Below are 23,334 nucleotides of genomic sequence, written 5' to 3' on the forward strand. Positions count from 1 at the left end.
GTATGTTGAACATACACCTCTATCTAAATTTAACCGCGTTCTTAACAGAATATTGATGTATTACAACCACTTCCTGCCATTAAGTAAATTGTAATTATCAGTATTTTTATCAATTTCGTGGTGCCGATTCCAATTCAATACTTTTTATTCAATATATTTAGGGCTTAACTCTCCACAGACAAAAAATGCTATTTTTCTTGCGGATATGATTGTTTTATAATTTCGTAAAAAAGTAATTAATTCTGAAGATAAAAAATAATCAACATCCCATGATTCTTCTTTTTCTTTATCTAGCGGTAGATTGTGTATTAAATTCAAAATCATTCCTGCGCTACGGAAATCGGAGGATTGAATTTGTAATAATACTTCTTTTAAACAAAAATCAAGTATTCTACGTGTACTCTCCACTTGAACGAATGAAGAGTTATCAACAACATATTGGATGCAATCAACAATATGCTCTTTGGGATTTCCATTTAACAAAACATTTCTACAAGATATTATGTTTGCTCGAATAGAATAAATAATATCCATTAATACCCACCTCCCTATTTCTTAAACATAGCCATAGAAAACTAAAAAAATTGAATAGTTAATATTTAGTATCAAGTAGAAGTTTCAATATTAAGAGTTAATCATCATTTCGGACACATCCTAACTCTTCTGCTCGATCATACCAAATAGCTCCAAGAACTTTATTCTTTCTAGTACCGATACCAAAATAATAGCATCTAGAAACTTCATAAACCGCTTCAGATGAGCCTCTTAAAGCTGATTGTAAATATAATAAAAACGCTTTTTTTTGATTTTTAGAAACATATACTCCTCTTTCATAACTAACAGCCAAATCATACATTGCATCAGGCCATTTCATTTCTGCCGCTTTTTTTAGATATTCAGTTCCTTTGACATAATCTTGTTCCAAAAAATGACCACCATGTAAATACCATGTTGCAATTGCGTAAGTTGCTTCTGGAGATCCTCGTTTATATGCAAGGTCTAATAGCTTATAAGCTTGTTCGTAATCTGGAACATCTTGTTTTACAAGCTCACGGACTTTTTGTATCAGTTCATCATTTGTCAAAATTTTCTCCATTTAATTACACTTATTATTGCACTTATCCCCCATACCTATTGCTCCACAAATTGGATTATATAAATAAATATCACTCTCTAACTGTTAAAATAATTTCAATCTAATAATTTTTAAAATTAGTATGCTACTCTTCCATACTTATCTTATATCTTTCTATTTCTCCGTTGTTATTTTTATAAAGTTTTATCTTAACAACTGAAAATGATTTTTCACCTGTAACATTTAAAATATAATAATCATTCGATTGTTCATTAGGCGAACCTGTAAACCGTCCAACCCTGCTTATTTTATACTTTCGTATTTCTCCTAACTTAGTCTGCACACTGATATCTTCACGCAAAATCTTTTCAATATATTGCTGATTTTGTTCACTATGAAGCATCTTTGTTCCCACAACAGTTACGATTCCTAATACAGCAATAAAGGAAACAACGAATATTAATTTTTTCATATTATTTCCTTCTATTTTATCACTTACAAAACATCATCTTCAAAATTTATTTTTAAGCTTTAATAGAAATAAAATCACCAAATAAAAAGAAACTAAAATTGGAAACACAAAATATAATTTCAACCACTCAATACTTCCTACTGGTGTAAAAACCATTGAATAAACTGTATTCAAGCTAAACATATATGGCCAATACTCTTTTGTCAAAAACGACACAATAATAAGAGAAATTGTAAAGGATATAACCATCGTAATCATGGCTTTAATTGGTATAAAAAGCTTCAATCGACTCAATTTATAAGCAATAAATATTGAAAAAATAAACAATAGTAAAAAAAGTAGCTGAGGATGTTGGTGGGCTATATGCCTAGTAAAAAATTTATAGCTAAAAAACCATACTAACAGGTAACTTAAAATGGCAAAGACCATGTTTAATTTAATATTTTGATCTATTGAATGAGTAAGCTTCATTATCATTTCCTCTTAATTTCAACCATTTGTTGATTCAAACGTGTAGGAAAAAAAATCCCTCCTTTTACATTTTTAAAAGGGCCAATACCAGAAATAGCTGATGAAGTACATAGCGAACAACTAAAAAGTCCTCCACATCCCTCTTCTATACGACTCATAATTTGATTGTATTCACTTGTACTAATTTCGAAATTAAATAAGTTTACGTCCTTACCATCAACAAAGTGAGATTTCAGATAACTTGAAAGCATTCTTTTTTGTTCACTTGGCGTATAAGCTTCAAAAATCCTACCACTACCTTCAGACCAGCCAGGATAACTAAAGCTTCCATTTGGATCCCATATAGTTTGTGTTTTTCCATTATTTAGAACTAAACCTGCATGCGTCCCAAATATTCCATTGTTATTTATCATTATACTAATTTGTTCTAATCCCATCATATCTACAAAATTTATAGGATTATTTCCTACATAAGCATAGGTATTTAGCCCACCCGCCAAGCCAATCGGATCACTCTGGGTATAACGCCCTATACTGGCATCGTAATAACGGTTCCAGTTATACCAAAGTGTACTCTCTGCATCATAATATTGCCCAGGGAATCCAAGATTAAAAACACCTAATGTTTCATTCGTCACTGTACGCCCAAAACTACCGTTAGAAGCCTTCCACACCACCGACTTATTTGGGGCAGTAATTGATTCTGCCCGACCCAAATGATCATTGTGTATGAAATGTACATCACCTCTTGTGAACAGAGCGATAGGTTCGCCACCTAACCAGATATAGAAACGGCCTATGCTACCAACTCGCCATGTCTCTGCTGTTAAACGACCATCAGGCGTATAAATATAATCTGTGCGGGCTGAACCATTGACTTTACGACTGCGAAGATTGTCCACATCATAATCATAACGGGTAACGCTTTCACCTGATTTCACTGTTTTAAGACGCCCAAAACCATCATAAGCATAGTTGTAATTAGCTGTCCCGACCGGACCTGTACGAGCAGTTAAGTTTCCAAGTGTGTCATAACTATACGATTGTATACCCGCAGCAGTGGTCATTGATTTAAGCTGATTTCCAGCAGAAATTTCATAACGTGCTGCATTACTGGACTGGTTCAGTCTGTTCGACCCCGTATCGTAGCCCCATCTTAGTGCTTGTACATTTGTACTAGAACCAAGTAAACGGCCCATCGCATCATATTCATGACTAAGGCTCTTGCTATCGTCTACAACATCTTTGACTTGCGTGATCCAGTCATTGCTGTTGTAGCTGTAATCATAGTTTTGTAAGTTTCCACGAATACCAGTCAAGCGATAATCCTGATCATAACTGCGCTTTTCAGTCAGACCATTGCCATAGGTCCAACTTTTAACTCCACCATAGGGTTCATAAAGAATATTACTCACCACAGTTATGATAATATCTGTATCGAATTTGAATATTACCTCCTTGACTCGATTCAGTTCGTCATATATATACACGCTATTAAATATTAGTTCATGACCTTCTTGAAACACACGGTCATAATCATCGTATAACCAGTAATAATTGTATTCTGTACCATCAATTTTAGTCACTTGAACGGTGAGTTGGCCTGATTTGGTATAACCATAGCCTTTACCCGTTATCCCATCTGAGGTTGCACATAATCTTCCAATGCCATTGGTACAATCATCATAACGCCAGACTTGAACCTGATCACCTGTTCTGGCCTGAGTTTTTCGATTCAAGGCATCATAGTTATAATTGGTGATACTGCCATCGGCACGAGTCAAGCTGATGAGATTCCCATCATTGTCATAAGTGTAGCTGGTTTGACCGGTGGCTGGGCTCTTCTGGGTAAGAACTTCCCCGAAACCGTTATAGCTATAGGTGGTTGTATTACCAGCTGGATCAGTGACTGAGGTTAAGTTCCCCAGGGAATCCCATGTGTATCTTACAATTGAGCCATCTGGCTGACCTTCTGTCAGCAAACGCCCCATGGCATCATAGCTAAAGGTTTTTACCTGGCCCAGTGCATTGCTTTGTTTAATCACATTGCCATTGCCATCATATTCCCGAGCAATGTTCTGACCATTATTACCTTTGTCTGCTGTTATCCAACCCAACTGGTTTTGGTCATTTGCTCGAGCGTAGCGAACAGTATTACCTTCACGATACTCTACTCGTTGTAGGACACCCAAATTGGAATAACTGTAGTTCTGCTGGCTAATGGCATTGCCATCGGTACCATGACTAATACTGGCAATCGTTCCATTATCATTATAAGTCGTTGTTTCAACCATTCCATTTGGATAGCTGGTTTTGGTACGGCCGAAAGGCCCGTATTCATAACGTGTTTGGATATACCTCGCCAGTGAATTTTTTAAGGCTTCACTGGTTACTCGCCCCCGACTGTCATAGCTGTATTGAATGTCTTGCCCATTGGCTGAAGTAATTTTACCCACATTGCCTAAAGCATCATAATTGCTATATGTCGTGGTTTGCCCCAAGGCATTCTTAAACTCGATCAGATTTCCAGCTGTGTCATACATATAACGGCTGATCTTTCCATTTTTAGTGACGGCCATCGTTGCCAGCATCGTATTGGCATGGAAGGTATAACTGTATTGTTCTTTACGACAACTGTGTTGGTCGCAGACGGAGAAGCTTTTTAAGCGGTTTTTAGCGGGTTCATTGGCAGCATAATAACTATAAGTTTCCTCTCGAATTAAACGATTAGATCCATCAAGCATTTGAATTTGAGTGATTAAACTGGTTTCTCCAAGGTAGCTATATTTTTTGATATACGCATTGGAAGCATTACCATTTTGGATACCTATAGTTTCTTGAGTGACTCTGCCAAAACGATCACGCTGATATTGTGTCTCTACGCCATTCCAGTCTTTGGTGGAAATCACATATCCATTGTTATCGTAAGTATTTTCCATACTGCTATTCGGGCAGTTATTTACCCCACTTCTTTCTACTTTAGCCAGTTTATTTTTTTTATTATCTGTATAAATATATTTAATAACTGCACCTAAAGGATTGGTAACAATTGTATAATTATCACCAAAAGTTAACCTATCAACTTGTGTACCATCACTCCGGCCACTTTGAACTGCTTTGTTTCCATTAAAATAATAACTATTGTAAGGCTTGCGATTTATCCATATCCCACTCAGCATATGATAAGAGTCAGCTCCATTTTCGCCATAATAATATGTACGTGTGCCTGTATTTTTAGGATAAGAAACTAGATAAAGTGAGCGGTAGTTATGGTGGTATGAATAAATATTTCCAGCAGAGTCTATCACTTCTGAGAGTTCACCCGCATACCAAATTAACTTAATAGATCTTCCATTTGTATGTGTGACTTTAATTAATCTTTTATTTTCATCATAAGAAAGTATCCAACCGATACCATAAGCATTCTTTTTACTAAGCAACCTTCCATTGAGTGTATAAGTTTCAACCCCACCATCTGGTAGGGTAACAATAAATTCGTTATTAGATTTCTGAATACGTGTTAATTCATTTAAGTAATAATTTTCACCATTGGGTAATTGTCGAATTCTCTTTCCCTGAGGATCTATAGCTAAACGATAATCAAAATTATGCCTCCATTTTCCATTGACTGAAAAATTCGCAGTGCCAGTAGCAAAAGAATCATAATAGCGAATAAACGCTAAAGGCATCTCACCAGACGTTGTAAAGTCCAGTTCCTGCTGGATTTTTTTCCCAGTTGCAATCACGATAGGATTAGAAGTACTATCTGCGGAACATTCCCTTGCCTCAAAAGCAGGAACAACAAGCTCCGTATCCTCTGAACTAGACGTTGGGCCAGTGCTCGTAGAACCACCTCCCCCACCAGAACCACCACTAGGCCAAGGATCATATATACTAGGGAGTGGACTTGGTTTTATAGCCTCCACTGTTATTGTTGGTAATTGACCTACGCCCCCGCTTCCACCAAAATCTGGAAAAAAATTTCTTCCATGACTATTTTCACATTGTGATTTTATTCTTTCCCAATAACTGCAATCAGTTCTAGTATTACATAGTTGATATTCCATTTGGCATGCTTCTAAAGCTATAGCAAATGTTTTGATTGGAAAAAAAATTATAAAAAATAATAGTACAAATATTCTCATTTTTATTCTCAGTAAATCTTGAACTACGGAATACTGTATCACGCTCAACTCTTAAATAAGAATCATTCTCAATTGATTTTTTAAATAAAATTTATCCTGAACTAAGTTTTTCTAAATAAATTGAAAAATATAGTATTCCATTTAAGTCCGCTATCATCAGCTTAAATGAGATCATTTAGAAAAAAGCAAAAATCCATTGTCATATAAAGCAATGGATTTTCAATACAATTTATTATCACGTCTTTATTTACACATCAGTTCTCGTTTTTACCTCGCTATCACTTTTAAATTTTTATTGGGTAAAAAGACAATTTCTTAATAAATATCTCCAAGTCAATCACAAAATCACGCTACAATTTCTAAAGAAAGAAAAAAACTTAAGGCAAGTGAATGTCACTGTTACTCCAAATCACCATCTTCCTTGGTGCAGCATTAATCCTAGTTCCTCTAGGGAAAAAACTCGGTATCGCCACCGTACTGGGTTACTTATTTACAGGAATACTTCTAGGTCCAAGCGCGTTTAACATCGCCAATGATCCAGAGGAAATCATGCACCTTGCAGAATTTGGGGTGATTTTACTGATGTTCCTGATTGGTTTAGAACTTCGACCACAGCGTTTATGGGAAATGCGCCAATCCATTTTTGTGATGGGAAGTTTACAGGTCGGGGTTACTGGGTTGGTGCTGATGGGAACCATCTATTTAATCTTTCAACAATCACTCCCCGCAAGTTTTGTGATTGGTTTTGCCTTAGCACTTTCTTCAACCGCCTTTGTTTTACAGCTTTTGGAAGAAAAACAACAACTCAATACCACCCATGGTCAGCAATCCTTTTCGATTTTACTGTTTCAGGATATTGCTGCGATTCCATTACTTGCCATCATCCCTCTCTTAGCAGGTAGCGAATCGAGTCATCATGGCGTTGCTTACTTTGCTGCGATTATCGCCACGTTCACGGGTTTATTTCTGTTTAGCCGTTATGTGATGCGACCATTTTTCCGCTTTGTGGCAAGAAGTGGTGCAACAGAACTGATCACAGCCGTTGGCTTATTTATTGTGCTGGGTGTGGTGTTGTTGATGGATACACTTGGGATCAGCACAACCTTAGGCGCTTTTTTAACAGGCGTGCTTCTGGCTGACTCTGAATTCCGTCATGAACTTGAAGCCAGTATTGCGCCCTTTAAAGGTTTATTGCTCGGTTTATTCTTTATGACGGTGGGAATGACCACACAAATCTCGTTAATTGCAGATATGCCATTACTGATTATTGGTGGCGCAGTCAGTTTAATTCTGATCAAAATGATCGTAATGGCAGCCATTGCACGTTATAAAAAAATGAGTTGGACCAACAGTTTAATGGTCGCAACCTGTTTAGCCCAAGGGGGTGAATTTGCCTTTGTGGTATTAAACGTGGCAAAAAGTGAGAAAGTTCTGGCTGAAGCAATCATGGAGCCCATCACCTTAATTGTGACCTTATCCATGGTACTGACCCCTATCTTCTTTTGGCTGGTAAGTACGCAAGTATTACCATTAATCAATAAAGACAGTGCGCCGAAATACGATGAGATTCCCAACGAACACCCTGCTCTTATTGTTGCTGGTTTTGGTCGTGTAGGGCAAATTGTTGCTCGTTTGGCACGTATCCGTCATTTTACTTTTACCGCCATTGATAATAATTTACAAAAAATTGATTTTGTTCGACGCTATGGTGGTACTTTGTATTATGGCGATGTGACTCAACCCGATTTACTCCGTGCGGCCGGAATTGAGCAGGCCAAGGTTTTTGTATTGGCAATTGATAATGTTGAAGATTCAATGAATGTTGCGCGACATATTTTGCTCAATTATCCAAACCTTACCTTATTGGTTCGAGCACGAGATCGTTATCACATGCATCTCCTACGTGATGTCGGAGTTAAACATATTTGGCGTGAAACCTATTTGACTTCATTGGGTATGGGTTATCGAGCATTGTGTGAACTGGGCATGAGTAAACAAGAGGCTTATGATAGTGTTGAGCTATTTAGAAACTACGATGAAGAATTGTTAACACGTCAACAGCGTATTTATACCGATGAGCAAAAGCTTTTTGAAAGCTATCGGGACTTTATTTCGGAGCTTGAGCACCTGTTTGAAAGCGATGCGCAAGTTGAAAACCACAATCCTGAGCAATATAAAGATGTTCCAGATTTGGATGAATCAGGCTTAGAACGGCCCACAGCAAAAGCTCAAACCACACATGCCAAGCATGATCGTATTAATATTATGCGTGATGACGAAAATTAACTTTAAGATGCAGCGTTTTTCAGGTGAAATAAACTTGTGATTTATAATATCGCCACCATCTAAACAGGGATTTGGAGAATTTTATGTCTGATTTACGTCAACGTTTTTATATTGAAGATAGCCCTGTACGTGGTGAAATTGTACATTTAGATACAGCACTACAAACGATTCTATCGCAGCGTAATTATGCACCTGCTGTGCGCATTTTATTGGGTGAAATGTTGAGTGCAACAGCATTACTTGCAAGCACATTAAAAATTAAAGGACGTATTAGCTTACAAATTCAAGCACAAGGTACATTCAAATGGGCAATGGCTGAATGCAACCATTTAGGTGATGTACGTGCACTTGCAGACTATGAAGAAGATCCGCATTTTATGTTGAGTGAAGACAGCAGTACTGTGCTCAGCACGTTGCAACAACCTGTGTTGTTTATCAATATTGAACCTGAATTTGGTGAGCGTTATCAAGGGATTGTGCCACTTGATCAACCAACGCTTGCGGCTTGTTTAATGCAGTATTATGACCTTTCTGCACAAATTCCAACACGTATTGTCTTGGCAAGTACCCATCACAATGCAGGCGGTTTACTGATTCAGTTATTACCTCGTAATAATGAAGAAGAACAGCAACGTGTGGATGAAGACTTATGGCCACGTTTGATTATGTTGACGCAGACCTTAAAGCCTGAAGAATTGACGGATTTAACCGCACAAGAAATTCTTTATCGTTTATACAATGAAGAAGAAGTTCGTCTGCCAGACGTTGAACAGCTTCAATTCAACTGCACCTGTTCACGCGATAAATGCAAAAATGCATTGATCCAGATTGGTTTAGATGCAGTCAAAGAAACCCTAGAAATTCAAAATCCAATTGAAATGGATTGCCAATTTTGCAATAAAAAATATCAGTTCACTGCAAAAGAAGCTTTGAATCTGTTTGGTGAGCATTTGAGTTAATCTATTAAGATCTGAATGGTTTAAATTTGCAGAAATTTAACTATCGATTTTTACCAAGAAAAGAGCAAATTCAGTTTGCTCTTTTTTTTCAATTAAAATTCAAAGCATAATCAGCAAGTTTTATAAATTAAAAGGTTAAATAGCTATTTGGAATCGTCATTTACTTATCCAAAGCACCAACCTGAACACACAAAGCCCATAGAACATGAAACACCACCTTTATCAGCATAAGCGGGCTTTTGCGCTAGATAAGTTTTGAAACAATAACCACACTAAGTTGCTCTTCCATCTGCAGCCAAAAAGGCATAAAACTAGAATAAAGTTAAACAAAATAATGACCTTAAGTATGGCAAAAAATTATTATGAAGATTTAGGTGTTTCTAGAAATGCGACACCAGACGAAATTAAGAAAGCTTATCGAAAACTCGCACGTAAATATCATCCTGACGTGAGTAAAGAAGCCGATGCTGAAGCAAAAATGCAGACCATCAATGTCGCCTACGACACCTTAAGTAATGAAGAAAAGAAAAAGCAATACGATTTTGAACTCGATAACCCCTATGCCAATACAGGTGGGTTTGGTGGGCAATCTACAGGTCAAAGTGGTTTTGATGGTAGCCAATTCCATCGTTCGTACAGTAGCAATGGTGGACAAGATTTTAGTGGTTTTGAAGATCTATTTGGACGTTTCGGTGGCGGTTTTGGCGGTGGACATCAACAAGATTTTGGGCAACGTGGCTCTCAGCAACAGCGCAGCTATAAGGGTGAAGATCAACATGCCAGTATTGAAATTCCTGTAAGCATTGGTTATGAAGGGGCAACTCAGAGTATCACCTTACAGATCCCAACCTATAATGCCTATGGTGAACCCGAGGTACAACGAAAAACCCTCCAAGTTAAAATCCCGAAAGGCATGAAAGAAGGCCAGCAAATCCGTCTTGCAAAACAAGGGCAAGCTGGAATTAACGGTGGTGAAAATGGCGATCTTTATATTGAGATCCAATACCAAGACACTGACCGTATCCGTGTTGAAGGTGCTGATGTCTATTACACAGTTGATGTTACACCTTGGGAAGCAGCACTTGGTCAAAGTATTGAAATTGATACCCCAGCAGGTAAAGTAAAAGTTACTGTGCCACAAAATGCCAAACCCAATCAGCAACTCCGTTTAAAAGATAAAGGGATACCGCATAAAACCCCAGGTCATCTTTATTTGGTGATCAATATTGTTTATCCCAAAGCAACCAGCGAAACACAGCAAAAAGCCTATCAACAATTTGCTGATGCTTTTACTGACTTTAATCCCCGTTCATAATTTTATAGATACCAACATAGCCTTGCTAAAGGAGAGCAATCATGACAACTATTCAATATCGTGAAATTGTCTATGACGGTTTCCATGATGCAGAAATCGTGGATGAAAACCTAAATCTAGATCTCAAGCACTTTGCTGAGGCATGCGGTCAAAGTCCGGATTGGATTTTGCAATTGCTTGAATATGAAATTTTACCTGCACGTCCTGAAGACCGTATTCATCAATTTTTTGGAGAAGATATCTCACGCGCACGTCGTGCCTATCGTTTACAACGTGACTTTGAAGCCAGTTTATCTGCCGTTGCAATGATGATGGATTTACTTGATGAAGTTCAACAATTGCGAAAACAAGTCAAACATCTTCACCTTCATACTCATTAATTCATTTCAAAATGTTAATGCCTAGTGACAGGTTAATATTTAACCTGTCATGATGCAGAACTTGTCTCTCCGTTTTTGTTTTTTCGTTTAGAATTTTCTGACAAAGAGGTTAATGAGCTCTGATGAATTCGAAAGTAATGAATAAAAAGTTGAAACACATGTTCCCAGAACACCGCGATCTCATGTGTAGTTTAAAACAAGAAGATCCGCATTTTGCTAAACTTTTGATTGACCACGATGAACTTGATCGTGAAATCAGTCACCTTGAGCTTGATCCACTCAATCATATTCATGAAAATATTGAGCAGCTCAAGCGGAAAAAATTAAGATTAAAAGATCAACTCTACTTAATTTTACAAAAGACAGCTCAGATAAATCCTCAACTAGAATAATGCTTAATTATTTCAGTTTTGTGATTTTTTCGACTTCTTTCATGGTTTGTTTGATCGGTTCATAATCTAAAAACCAGAGTAAATTGACGTGCTGATTTTTATGTTGTTGTGCCAACATATCAATCACACTTCGTTCACCACGCCCGACCAAATGACGGCGGTAAAAATAGACTAACAACCCAATCGTACAGCCCAACATCACACCCAGCATCACCCAAAACCCTATCGGACTGCGTAAACCTGGAATGAATTCAAAATTCATTCCATACACCCCTGTTAATAAGGTCAATGGTGCAAACACCGCAGTAATAATCGCAAGAATTCGCATATTCTCATTGGTTTGATTGGCGATTGCAGAAAAATGTAAATCAATCGCAGTTTGAATTGCGGTACTTAAACGTACTGTATATTTTTGAATACGCTCAACATGGCTAACCAGATCATCCACGCGAACCAGCATAATATCCTGCTTCTCAGTGCGTTTTTTACCTTTTAAATGGGCATAATTTTCAACAATTTCATCTCGAAGTTCCTGTAGGGAATCTATTTGCTCTTCGCACAAATTTTCAATTTGTTGAAAAACCAGATTTTCTTGAAACAGTTGATGCCACTTGGTAAAGCGGCGATTGCCTTGCAATAGTTCTTGTTGCCAAAATTCAACCCGACGAGACAAAGGATTACGTAAATCCAAATAGCCATCAATCATACTATTCAGCAAGCGCAGTGCTAAATCTAAAGGCGTAGTCGGTAATTTACGAGGTTTATTCTGTTCTTCTAAACTCTTATTCATAATATTGAAAATACGTGCAAGATAACTTTCAAAGGCATGGTTGCCCTTTTCATGAATAGTGATTAAAGCTTGTGAAGTAATAATAAAACTGACTGGCGAGGACGCCAAACCAAAAACACGATCATGCTGTTCAAGGGCATCTTCGCCACTATCGATCTGATCATCTGGGGTAATTAATTTACGAAAAATCAATAAATCATAATCTTCCATTGCATCAAATGCGCATGGATGTTCGATATTTAAAATATCTCGAATATGGTATTCATTGAGGTGAATTTCGGTCGCATTATAGATTTCTTTTTGCCATTGCTCAGCACGATTGACCACATCTTCACGGGTACAATCCACCCAGACAAATTGTTGCTCTGCATTAAAAACAGGCTCTTTTTGTATACAGGTATAAGGTTCATCTGTGTGTTGAAAAAAATAAAAGCTTTGCATATTCACGATATTTTTGGTCTTTCTTGTTATGCATCATGCCATAAAAAAAGCCCTGAGCAAGCCAAAGTTGTAACTTTGGCGAAGCACAAGGCAGTCTTTTCTGTATTAAATTTTAATCAAACCCTAAAGGATTTAACCTTGCAAATATTATGCTTGGTCTACATCTTTCATGGTTAATTTAATACGACCACGGTTGTCTACGTCAGCAACTTGAACTTTAACGTCTTGACCTTCAGCCAAGATATCCGTCACGTTTGCAACGCGTTCGTTTGAAATTTGCGAGATGTGAAGTAAACCATCTGTACCTGGCATGATATTTACAAACGCACCAAATTCAACAATACGAATCACGCGACCAGCATAGATTTTACCTGGTTCAACTTCAGCAGTAAGCGCTTGGATTTTTGCAATCGCAGCTTGAGCAGCCGCTTTGGTTTCACCAAATACACGTACAGTACCGTTATCTTCGATATCAATCGCTGCTTTTGTTTCTTCTGTGATTTGACGAATTGTCGCACCACCTTTACCAATCACATCACGGATCTTATCTGGATTGATGTTGATCACTTGGAATGTTGGCGCATGCATAGAAATTTCAGGACGTGCACGTGAAATCACTTGGTTCATTGCATTCAGAATATGCATACGACCTGCATAGGCTTGATTCAACGCAACTTCCATAATTTCTTCTGTGATACCTTCGATTTTGATATCCATTTGAAGCGCAGTAATACCGTTTGCAGAACCAGCAACTTTAAAGTCCATATCACCTAAGTGATCTTCATCACCTAAGATGTCAGAAAGAACAGCAAAACGCTCGCCTTCTTTTACTAGACCCATTGCGATACCCGCAACTGGCGCTTTAAGAGGAACACCTGCATCCATAAGTGATAATGAAGCACCACATACAGAAGCCATTGAAGATGAACCATTTGATTCAGTAATGTCAGATACAATACGAATCACATACGGGAAGCGATCAGCTGGTGGAAGAACAGCTTGTACACCACGACGTGCTAAACGACCATGACCAATTTCACGACGCTTAGGACCAGATTCACGACCTGTTTCACCTACAGAATATGCAGGGAAGTTGTAATGCAACATGAAGTTGTCAGTTTTTGTACCAGACAAGGTATCAACCATCAACGCATCACGTGTATTACCCAAAGTCGTTGTAACCAACGCCTGAGTTTCACCACGTGTAAATAATGATGAACCATGAGCACGATCTAACACACCCACTTGTACGTCTAATCCACGAACAGTTTTAGTATCACGACCATCGATACGTGGTTTTCCTGAAAGGATGTTGTCACGTACAGTACGGTATTTAAGATCTTCAAATAATTCGTTTAAGTCATCTGCAATACCAGCTTCGTCATTTTCAGGAACGAATTGCGCAGTTGCTTCAGCTTGAAGTGCATCTAAAGCAGCATAACGGTCATGCTTAACAGCAATGGTATACGCTTCAGAGATTTTAGCTTCAAATGCGTCTTTTAATTTTGCACGAAGATCTTCGTTTTTAACTGGAGCAGTCCAAGTTGATTCTGTTGCACCAGCGGCAGCAGCAAACTCTTTAATGGCTTGGATCGCAATTTGCATTTCGTCATGACCGAAAAGCACAGCGCCTAACATTTGATCTTCTGAAAGTTCTTTTGCTTCAGATTCAACCATCAATACTGCAGATTCTGTACCCGCAACGACAAGGTCAAGGTCAGATTGAGCAAGTTGTTCTAAATTTGGGTTAAGGACATATTCGCCATTGATCAAACCAACACGTGCACCACCGATTGGGCCACGGAAAGGTGTACCTGCGATTGCAAGTGCAGCAGACGTACCTAACATTGCAGCAATGTCAGCGTCCATAGTTTTGTCTGAAGACACAACTGTTGCAGTAACTTGGATCTCGTTGTAATACCCTTCTGGGAACAACGGACGAATTGGACGGTCAATTAAACGAGAAATTAAAGTTTCTGCTTCTGAAGCACGGCCTTCACGCTTACCATAACCACCTGGGATACGACCCGCAGCATATTGTTTTTCTTGATAGTTAACTGTAAGTGGGAAGAAGTCTTGACCCGCTTTAGCAGTAGGTTGTGCAACAACAGCAACCAGTACTGTTACGCCACCCATTGTAATAAGAACCGTGTTTGCTTGACGAGCAACACGACCTGTTTCTAGTACAACTTGATGTTGACCATATTGAAATTCTTTACGAATAACATTAAACATTGACATGTATTTTTGTTTCCTAATTTTATTCTAGTGGAGACCCCTAAGGTTTGGCATTCACATCAACCGCATAAATGACAAAGCTTAGAAGCCGACCTCACTAGACAATAAATCTTTAGTTAGACTAATTTTAAACACGAAGAAGGAGCGAATATTCGCCCCTTCCCTTTTATCCAGTAAATACTGGATAGACTTTAGTTTTCATCAGTACAGCATTCAGCATGCAATAATCCGAAAATAAAAGTTTAAATCGAATTAACGACGTAAACCTAAAGCAGCAATCAAATCGCTGTAACGAGTAGCATCTTTACCTTTAAGATAGTCAAGAAGCTTACGACGTTGGTTAACCATACGGATCAAACCACGACGGCTATGATGGTCGTGTTTGTGTTCTTTAAAGTGACCTTGCAAATCATTGATTTGAGCAGTCAATAAAGCAACTTGTACTTCAGGTGAACCAGTGTCATTTTCAGCACGAGCGAATTTTGCAACGATCTCTGCGCGATCTGCGTTTGTTAAAGCCATTCGATTTCTCCGAGATGCTTAATTTAAATATTTGATACAAATCAAATTGATTCTTCAAAATCAATTTAACTGCCGTGCATCACTACAGCAGTCGCCTATTTTAAAGGAAGTGGGGTGAGATTGCAAAAATATCGTACAACCATACGCCATAAGGCTTAATTACAAAACTATTGCATTTTTTTTACAAATCGCATGGCAATTGGGACACTGACATCATGCTCAACTCAGTTCACACTGCCGTGGAATAAAAATAATCATGGAAAAAGATTGTGAAATTGTTTTCAACCAATACCTGCTATGTACCCAAGGACTTAAGCAGTATCACGCAGCGCACAAATGAAGTTTCTCCAGAACTGGGAGGGATGACCCAACAACAAGTTGAAAAGATTTGGCAAAGTATTGAAAACCTGTATCAAACAGGCAACCATCCCCTGATCACCATGTGCTTAAGACGCAAAGGCGAGATTATTCTCAATCGTAGTCTGGGTTATGCGTCAGGTAATTCTGCTGATGGTCTGGCTTCAGATGCGGTACTTGCTAATCCAGACACCCCGATTTGCCTATTTTCAGCATCAAAAATAATTACAGCAATGTTGATTCACATGTTAGATGAAACAGGTGCAATCAATCTATTAGATCCGATCAGTTATTACATTCCTGAATATGCACAAAATGGCAAGCGCCGTGCCACAATTTTCCATTTATTGTCTCACCGTGGTGGAATTCCACGGATAGAAATGGAAGTCACACCAGAACTGCTTTTTGACAAAGATCAAATTTTACAACATCTCTACGCTGCACAACCCATTTCACCTGCTGGTACACATTTGGCTTATCACGCTGTTACTGCGGGCTATATTTTAGGTGAATTGATTGAGCGGGTAACAGGACAAGATATTCGTCAGTTTTTACATGAACATATTGAAAAACCGATGGATATGCAGTTTTTTAACTATGGCTTAAAAGCAGAATATAGAGATCAAGTTGCTTTAAATTACCCGACTGGTGTACACCCTAAACTCGGTACAGACTTATATTTAAATCATGTGCTCGGTGGTGGCTTACAACTTGCTGTCGATGTGACCAATGATCCACGTTTTATGGATACGGTATGCCCTGCGGGCAATATTTACACCAGTGCTGAACAAGCCAATCGCTTCTTTGAGATGTTATTGAATGGCGGTCAATATAATGGCAAGCAAATCATGAGTCCTGAAACGGTATTTCGTGCAACTTTGCCTACCTCAACCACCAACATCGACCGAACCTTGCTTGCACCAATGCGCTATGCCTTAGGGCCTATGCTCGGCAGTAACCCAGTGGGTATATTTGGGCCAATGACGGGCCAAGCTTTTGGGCATTTAGGCTTTTCCAACATTCTCTGCTGGGCTGATCCAGAGCGTGATATTAGCGTCAGTATTTTAAATACAGGCAAAGCTGTAGTTGGAACACATATTCCTGCTCTGGCGCAAACGCTTTATCAAATTTCTAGCCAGTGTCCTAAGATCCCTAAAACACAACGTCGAGCATTATTTGGCACAGATCGAACAGAAACCGAATTGGTTTAAATTATCGGTTTAAACAGCGGTTTTGGTTTAAACGCAACAGATAAAATATGAAAAAGCCCTAAGATTAATCATAGGGCTTTTCCTTTGCGCTGTAGTTTCTTGTTTAGTTATTGTGCTTATCTTATTTATAGTATTTGCTTGTACCCTAAGCAGTTTTTGTTTTTGTACATGACACTTATTTCACAACCATGTGACTAATTATGTCCTTATGTGACTTATTATGCCTGTGACAGACATTGAACAGAAGTCGCATTTACCGCAAGATTATGTGAGAAATAACGTACATAGAGGCAATGGCTGTAGCGTTTTAAAAAACCTACTAAATTTAAATAATTTGATTCTCTTTGAAGTAAAAAATTCAGAATTTAATTTCAATAAAAAAGCCCTGTAGTCTCTCCCAAAACTACAAGGCTTAGCGGCTGTAAGTTTCCTCTTATCACTTACTTTCATGTAAGTTCGCAGTCTCACGACTTTAAATTGTTATTATTTTGCGATTTTACTCAACGATCCTTGCTGAGTTCTTTATGGCTTCATCATCTCAAAAAGTAACAAGAAGCTCTATGCGCAAATCTCTCGAATTCATGTAAGCAATTTCGTACATAGAGATAAATTATCAATAAAAACTACAAAATAACTATACCGTGTTAATCATGCTAACCAATCCACTCATTCTGGTTGTGGTAGTGTCTAAAGCGTGGATAAATGCTTGTCGATCAACCAGTAAACTCACCACTGATTTGGCCCGTGTGATGGCGGTATAAATCAACTCTTGGCTCAACAAGCGTGTTGCTGCAACATCCAAAACCACGGCGGTATGGGTAAATTCTGAGCCCTGAGATTTATGAATGGTTAAAACAAAAGCGGTTTGCATCGATTTAGGCAAACGCGTTGCAGCAATCCATTTGTCTAAACTGGGGAAATAGACTTCAAATTGATCAGCATGCTGGCGATGTTTTAGACAAATTCCGATATCTCCATTGGAAAGACCAAGTTGATAATCGTTATAGCTCATCATCACAGGACGCCCAACATACCAATCACCATAACGAGCCAATGTTGGAAGATATTCAAATAATGCTTTTTCCATTTCATGGTTTAAGCTATTCAATCCCAATGCGCCATGCCGAACTGCCGTTAAAATACGATAGAGGTCAAATGCTTGTGTCACTGCTTCAATCTGATGATAAGGCTCTTCGGCCGTCAGATAGCTGTTTAAACTTTGAAAATAGGCTTGAAAACCTAAACTGAGTTTTTGGTAATACTGCGTTAGATCTGCTGGCAAAATCTTTTCAGGCAGATATTCAAGCTGAATCACATCTTGCATATTTGCTTTGAGTTCAACTGGTTTAAGCGCACTCGCCTCAACAATTTCTTGCTCAAAATTCGCCAATAATTCTGTACGGTCTATACTTTGATTTTTCTGTGATTGAATAAACTGTGCCATTTTTCCAATTAAGGCACCATCTTTAAAGCGTTGACTGGTCTGTAGATTGACCCGATTGTGCTGTAATGATTGTACATTCTGTAAATCTGCCAACACCGAACCGACATCCACTGAAGCCAACTGATTGGCATCACCCAAAAGAATTAAACGGCAATGTTCAGGAATCGCCTCAAACAACATCGTGGCTAAATTTAAATCTAGCATTGATGCTTCATCAACCACGATCACATCATAAGGCAATGGCTGTCGCAGATTAAAACGAGGAATATGCTGATTTCCCAAGCCCAATAACCGATGCAAGGTCATGGGATTAAATTGATGTTGGTTCAGTCCAAAACTGTGTAGTTTTGGATCACTCAATGATTTTTGTAGTGCTTCCCCCATTCTCTGTGCGGCTTTGCCTGTGGGCGCAGCCATTGCAATACGAATATCAGGAAGGGTTTGCTGCAATACTGCAATGATTCTGGCCAAGGTATAGGTTTTACCTGTACCTGGTCCGCCAGTAATAATATTAAAAGCATTGCCTGCCACCATAGTTAAAGCAGCTTTTTGATGCCGATCGGTGAGAAGCTGATCAAATGCAACAACATCAACAGGTTGAATCTTCTGCTGTTTTAACCGTGCCACTTGTATCGCCAAACGACGCTCAAGTTGCCAATAACGATATAGATAAATCAAGCCATGCTGTTGCACAAATGGTGCAACCACTGTTTCAGCTAAACCATGTTCTACAATAGTAGGCTCTACAATCAATGGCTTTAATAAGGCAGTGTTTTGCGCCTCAGCGGAGATACAGCTATCCCCTTGTGTGGTTGCCAATAAAATTTCTTGTACTAATTCAAGTGTCTGTTCATCTAATCCTGAAGCTGTGGAATACTGCGCTAAAATGTATTTACTCCAAGTCTCAATCCATTGCGGGACTTGGCTTTCTAAATCCTGTTTATTTTCCACACGGTTATCCTCAGAGTTATCTACAAGGTTTTCAACAGAGTTATCCACAGAATAACTTATTGTTTGCAAAGATGTTCAAGCAACTATTCACACGATTCAACTGGATTTATCCTCAGTAAAATAGCCCAATATGGCATCAAGTCTTAAAATAAATTCCGTCGTGGGTCGCCAGAAGTAGTAACCTTGTCCGCTTTGACCATTCATACCACGTAAATACAAATAGGTTGCACCTCCCAGATCACGATCAATTTGATAATCTTCGAGCTGGATTTTCAAATAACGATGTAATGCCACCAAATACAAAGATGCCTGTAGCCAATAACTGGCATGCGACATGCTGTCCTGAACAGCTTCAAATGAATAACTTTGCTGATCTACACCCAAAAAATTACTTTTATAATCGGCGATATGATATTGCTGACCATCAAAAAACACCAAATCAATTGACCCATTTAAATAACGTGCTGAATTGGCATCTTTAAACTCAGGCATTGCAATGGCATGCTCATCAAACAATTGATGTATACGTTGAATTGCCAAAACTCGATCTGAAAGGGCCAGATAAAATGGAAACTCAGCTAAATGCTCATGTGGTTCAAGTTGCCCCATTTTAAAATGACTGAGAATCGGCGTCGATAAAACATCCTGTAGCCACTCAGCCATCCAATCAATCAGCGTCTCTTCTACAGCCTGTTCTGTTTGAGAAACGCCCTCACTCGAATTGTCGTTGAGAAAAGCCTGCTGATATTTTTCCAGTAACTCCGTCCATAAACTTGAATAATCATTTTTAAAGCGACGACGTATTTCCAAACGCCAATAATGCGTATCTTTAAAATCAATATGCTCAAAAATTTCATGCAGGAAATTTCCTGCAATTGTACCCATTGGGAAATTGGCTTTGATCCATGCAAGCGGTTGAGTAGGCACTACATCTGTAATGATTTCAACAATGGGTTGTTGAATTTCATCTTCTGCTCGATCCTGTTTTTGTTCAGAAACGGCCAAAGCATCCTGAATTTGTTGCCGAGTTAAATGCTGAGCCAAAGCACTAAAACTGGTTTTACCCCGCGGATAAAAACGTTGAGTAGGAAAGGCTTGTGCAAGTAAAGGCAATTGAACATCGCTCTTAGCCTTTTCTAAACGTGGTGGGCGTTCGGTCAATAAAGCTTGCATGGCAGTTCCAGCATGCTGAAACGTATTTGCGCCTTGACCACGCCAAAATGCCAGTCCTGTTGTAGATTTTTCCTTTACATCACTCAGCATTGCATACACCCGATAACTGGCACGGGTCAATGCCACATACCACAACCGGTGATGTTCTGCTAAAGCGCGCTCATTGTGCTGCTCAATGTCTTTTTTATCGAGTAGATTGGCATCATTGATCGCCACCACACGCTGTTGTTCATTCTGTCCTGTTCGTACATTCAGCTGTTCAACCGTCGAGAAATTCAGCGTTTTATTGATCTCTTTAAAGTCTTTATCAGCGCCCAATAAAAACACAAACTTAAATTCAAGCCCTTTGGATTGGTGAATGGTCATCAACTGAACCCCTGCCTCATTGGACAGTTTCCGTTCCATCTCCCACTCTCTCTCCATCGGTGAAGTCAGTTGTTTTAAATACCAATGATAAAGATTTTGTGCACCTTGATAGTTTTCACTGTGCTGGCTCAATAACTCTGTTAAATGACGTAAATTCACCACCACACGTTCATTGTCACGACTGTGTTTTTCCACCAATTTTGTCCAGACAGAAAATTGGTTAAGCAGATATTGCCAAGCCGTTAAAAACCCTTGATTGAGCCACAGCTCACGAATCTGATCGAACAGTTCAATATAGACACTCAAACCATCGGCATGCTGTTCCAAGGCAATCAACGCTTTTAAATCAAAGCCGATCAGGCGGCTTAACAAAGCCCGTTTTACTTTGGCTTCTTGATAAGGATGCAAAATTGCAGCAAGCACAGCCCCAACATCACCTGCAATCTGACTTTCAAAAACACTTTTTTTCGAGGGTCGACTGGTTCGAATCCCTAAAAATTCCAACGCGGATTGTGCTTTATCTAAGCCATCATGGTTTTTGGAGAGGATGGCGATATCATTTTCATCTACTGCACGATGCACTGATTTTTCAATAAAATATAAACTGCCTTGAATCCCCTGATTCAGTAGCTCACGAATTTTCCATGCCACTTGCTCAGCTTCTTGATTTTTATCTTCAAGCTTGATCCACCTTAAAGGCTGTGGATTGACATGACCTTGATCCAGCAGATCGGGATGCGGACGAGGACCTGCTTGTACTGGGGTATACCAGACCTGTTCACCAAAATCCATCTGGCGTTGAAATAAGGCATCAACCACTTCAACCAAAGGCTTGACTGAGCGATGATTAAAAATCAGATTATATTCATGCCCTGCTTTGCCAAACACATCCTGATGTGCTTTTAAAAAGGTCAACATGTCCCCACCACGGAAACCATAAATTGCCTGTTTACGGTCTCCGACCATAATCATACAACCCTGTTTGACACGATTGGGATGCCGCCAAATTTGTGCCAACATATCATCTTGATCTTGGTTGGTATCCTGAAATTCATCGACCAGAATCAGTGGATAACGCGCATGTACAAAGCTCGCAAAACGCTGGTCTTGTTCGCCTTGCAAAGCCTCTGCAAGGGTACGAATTTGTTGCGCAAAGGTGGTTTCACCCTTTTGCTGTAACACTTGTGGTAAGCGTGTTTTAACTTCTTTTGCCAAATAGTATTTTAAGAATGTATTGGTTCCAAGCAGTTGATTTTCATATATCTCAATCTGCGCATAAATACTGAGTAATTGTTGAATAAGCGTGTGTTGATAAAAATCGGATTGTACATTTTCAGGTGCGGCTTTTTTAAAAATTTGCTGCTCCCGAATCACCTTAATCAAGGTTGCAAAGTCGGACTTTTCAGCACTCAGCTTTGAACTTAGATAGTGCTTATAGTCATGCTGTTGTAGGGTTTGAATAATTCGCGGCAAGCTCTTGGTAAAAATACGATTCAATCGATCATTTCTAAATTTTGTCCCATTCGCAAATTTATAAAACTCGCCATCCAATAAATAATAACTTTGCAAAGTCAGCAATTGATCCAGTTGAATCTTGGCAAGCTGTTCAATCGCCTGTTGAAATAGCTGAACATCTGCATTGGAAAATTTAGGCTCAATAAAATTTGCCGAGGCAAAATTTAAGCTTTGTTCCACCGTTGCAACATAATAATCGACACCATGTAACTCGCCCGCAAACATCAAGCTATCCACAATATCTTGGGGCTGTTTTTGAATCCATGCACGAAGTACATCATGAATCAATTGCTGGCTATAACTTTTCGCATCATCAGTAATTTCAGCCCGCTCAATTTTGCCACTTTCAAAAGCAAACTCACGCAGTAATTTCTGACTAAAACTGTCTAAAGTCCCGACAAAAAGTTCATCCAGTTGATCAATCACCAATTTCAAGCGTTCACAGGCATACGCAATCCGCGAGGCAAACATTTTTAATACTTTAGAAAATAATGGATCTGACTCTTGGGCTGCCTTGGTCAAGACTTGCGCTTCGGTTAATTCTCGACACGAATCAAAATAGCGATATGTTTCCTGTAATCGTAAGCGAATACGTGTTTTCAATTCTGCCGCAGCTTTACGGGTAAATGTGGTCGCAATGACTTGGCTCGGTAAGTATTTTTCTAAAAAAATCCGCACCATCAAGCTTGAGAGCGTATAGGTTTTACCTGTACCTGCTGAAGCTTCGATCCAGTGCAATCCTGAAAATTGCATATCTTCAATCGGCTGAATCGAAACTTTTTTGGCTGTGCCGTTTTGTGCTGCTGGTAACTGTGAATTTACGGAAGTCAT

Annotated in this window: 15 protein-coding genes; 6 read left to right on the forward strand and 9 right to left on the reverse strand. The window is 38.9% G+C overall.

The features are described from left to right. Positions 1-144: 144 nt before the first annotated feature. From AC07U8_RS19275 to AC07U8_RS19290, 4 genes are all read right to left on the reverse strand, one after another. Positions 145-534: a hypothetical protein gene (locus AC07U8_RS19275; protein WP_494738429.1), complete on the reverse strand. Its 390-nt coding sequence runs from the start codon at positions 532-534 to the stop codon at positions 145-147. A gap of 97 nt (positions 535-631) precedes the next feature. Next, on the reverse strand, positions 632-1,084 hold the full coding sequence (locus tag AC07U8_RS19280) for a tetratricopeptide repeat protein (protein WP_315080072.1): 453 nt from the start codon (positions 1,082-1,084) through the stop codon (positions 632-634). Positions 1,085-1,220: 136 nt separating this feature from the next. Then, the gene (locus tag AC07U8_RS19285; protein ID WP_315080074.1) at positions 1,221-1,547 is read right to left on the reverse strand and encodes a hypothetical protein; all 327 of its coding nucleotides are present in this window, start codon (positions 1,545-1,547) and stop codon (positions 1,221-1,223) included. A 473-nt stretch (positions 1,548-2,020) separates the two neighbouring features. Further along, positions 2,021-6,085, reverse strand: a complete 4,065-nt coding sequence (locus tag AC07U8_RS19290; protein WP_494738430.1) for an RHS repeat-associated core domain-containing protein — start codon at positions 6,083-6,085, stop codon at positions 2,021-2,023. Between the two features lie 468 nt (positions 6,086-6,553). On the opposite strand from AC07U8_RS19290, the gene AC07U8_RS19295 reads away from it, so the two are divergent. The 5 genes from AC07U8_RS19295 to AC07U8_RS19315 all read left to right on the forward strand — a co-directional run bounded on the left by AC07U8_RS19295 (position 6,554) and on the right by AC07U8_RS19315 (position 11,495). Continuing rightward, positions 6,554-8,449, forward strand: a complete 1,896-nt coding sequence (locus AC07U8_RS19295) for a monovalent cation:proton antiporter-2 (CPA2) family protein (protein ID WP_494738431.1) — start codon at positions 6,554-6,556, stop codon at positions 8,447-8,449. An 83-nt stretch (positions 8,450-8,532) separates the two neighbouring features. Then, complete coding sequence (gene hslO / locus AC07U8_RS19300; RefSeq protein ID WP_004725526.1) at positions 8,533-9,408, forward strand: Hsp33 family molecular chaperone HslO; 876 nt, start codon at positions 8,533-8,535, stop codon at positions 9,406-9,408. 346 nt (positions 9,409-9,754) lie between these two features. Continuing rightward, positions 9,755-10,723, forward strand: a complete 969-nt coding sequence (locus AC07U8_RS19305) for a DnaJ C-terminal domain-containing protein (protein ID WP_494738432.1) — start codon at positions 9,755-9,757, stop codon at positions 10,721-10,723. Positions 10,724-10,764: 41 nt separating this feature from the next. Continuing rightward, positions 10,765-11,103: a chaperone modulator CbpM gene (locus AC07U8_RS19310; protein WP_004725521.1), complete on the forward strand. Its 339-nt coding sequence runs from the start codon at positions 10,765-10,767 to the stop codon at positions 11,101-11,103. Positions 11,104-11,225: 122 nt separating this feature from the next. Continuing rightward, complete coding sequence (locus tag AC07U8_RS19315; RefSeq protein ID WP_004725519.1) at positions 11,226-11,495, forward strand: HP1242/YdcH family protein; 270 nt, start codon at positions 11,226-11,228, stop codon at positions 11,493-11,495. A gap of 7 nt (positions 11,496-11,502) precedes the next feature. Here AC07U8_RS19315 and AC07U8_RS19320 read toward each other — a convergent pair whose 3' ends face one another. From AC07U8_RS19320 to rpsO, 3 genes are all read right to left on the reverse strand, one after another. Continuing rightward, a complete protein-coding gene (locus tag AC07U8_RS19320) occupies positions 11,503-12,726 on the reverse strand; it encodes a magnesium transporter CorA family protein (protein WP_244016010.1) in 1,224 nt (407 codons plus the stop codon). Between the two features lie 147 nt (positions 12,727-12,873). Further along, a complete protein-coding gene (gene pnp, locus AC07U8_RS19325; protein ID WP_171066865.1) occupies positions 12,874-14,961 on the reverse strand; it encodes a polyribonucleotide nucleotidyltransferase in 2,088 nt (695 codons plus the stop codon). Between the two features lie 255 nt (positions 14,962-15,216). Beyond that, on the reverse strand, positions 15,217-15,486 hold the full coding sequence (gene rpsO / locus AC07U8_RS19330; protein ID WP_004725514.1) for a 30S ribosomal protein S15: 270 nt from the start codon (positions 15,484-15,486) through the stop codon (positions 15,217-15,219). Positions 15,487-15,755: 269 nt separating this feature from the next. On the opposite strand from rpsO, the gene AC07U8_RS19335 reads away from it, so the two are divergent. Beyond that, positions 15,756-17,054: a serine hydrolase domain-containing protein gene (locus AC07U8_RS19335; protein ID WP_494738433.1), complete on the forward strand. Its 1,299-nt coding sequence runs from the start codon at positions 15,756-15,758 to the stop codon at positions 17,052-17,054. Positions 17,055-17,688: 634 nt separating this feature from the next. On the opposite strand, the gene recD is transcribed toward AC07U8_RS19335, so the two are convergent. Both recD and AC07U8_RS19345 read right to left on the reverse strand, forming a co-directional pair. Next, a complete protein-coding gene (gene recD / locus AC07U8_RS19340) occupies positions 17,689-19,449 on the reverse strand; it encodes an exodeoxyribonuclease V subunit alpha (protein WP_494738434.1) in 1,761 nt (586 codons plus the stop codon). 96 nt (positions 19,450-19,545) lie between these two features. Next, positions 19,546-23,334: a UvrD-helicase domain-containing protein gene (locus tag AC07U8_RS19345; protein ID WP_494738435.1), complete on the reverse strand. Its 3,789-nt coding sequence runs from the start codon at positions 23,332-23,334 to the stop codon at positions 19,546-19,548.

This window comes from Acinetobacter sp. GW821-FHT01E09 (genome assembly GCF_059422385.1).

Coding starts and splice junctions, on each gene's coding strand:
- AC07U8_RS19275 (WP_494738429.1), bottom strand. CDS start 534: ATGGATATTATTTATTCTATTCGAGCAAACATAATATCTTGTAGAAAT.
- AC07U8_RS19285 (WP_315080074.1), bottom strand. CDS start 1,547: ATGAAAAAATTAATATTCGTTGTTTCCTTTATTGCTGTATTAGGAATC.
- AC07U8_RS19290 (WP_494738430.1), bottom strand. CDS start 6,085: ATGGAATATCAACTATGTAATACTAGAACTGATTGCAGTTATTGGGAA.
- AC07U8_RS19295 (WP_494738431.1), top strand. CDS start 6,554: ATGTCACTGTTACTCCAAATCACCATCTTCCTTGGTGCAGCATTAATC.
- hslO (WP_004725526.1), top strand. CDS start 8,533: ATGTCTGATTTACGTCAACGTTTTTATATTGAAGATAGCCCTGTACGT.
- AC07U8_RS19305 (WP_494738432.1), top strand. CDS start 9,755: ATGGCAAAAAATTATTATGAAGATTTAGGTGTTTCTAGAAATGCGACA.
- AC07U8_RS19310 (WP_004725521.1), top strand. CDS start 10,765: ATGACAACTATTCAATATCGTGAAATTGTCTATGACGGTTTCCATGAT.
- AC07U8_RS19315 (WP_004725519.1), top strand. CDS start 11,226: ATGAATTCGAAAGTAATGAATAAAAAGTTGAAACACATGTTCCCAGAA.
- AC07U8_RS19320 (WP_244016010.1), bottom strand. CDS start 12,726: ATGCAAAGCTTTTATTTTTTTCAACACACAGATGAACCTTATACCTGT.
- pnp (WP_171066865.1), bottom strand. CDS start 14,961: ATGTTTAATGTTATTCGTAAAGAATTTCAATATGGTCAACATCAAGTT.
- rpsO (WP_004725514.1), bottom strand. CDS start 15,486: ATGGCTTTAACAAACGCAGATCGCGCAGAGATCGTTGCAAAATTCGCT.
- AC07U8_RS19345 (WP_494738435.1), bottom strand. CDS start 23,334: ATGACTTCCGTAAATTCACAGTTACCAGCAGCACAAAACGGCACAGCC.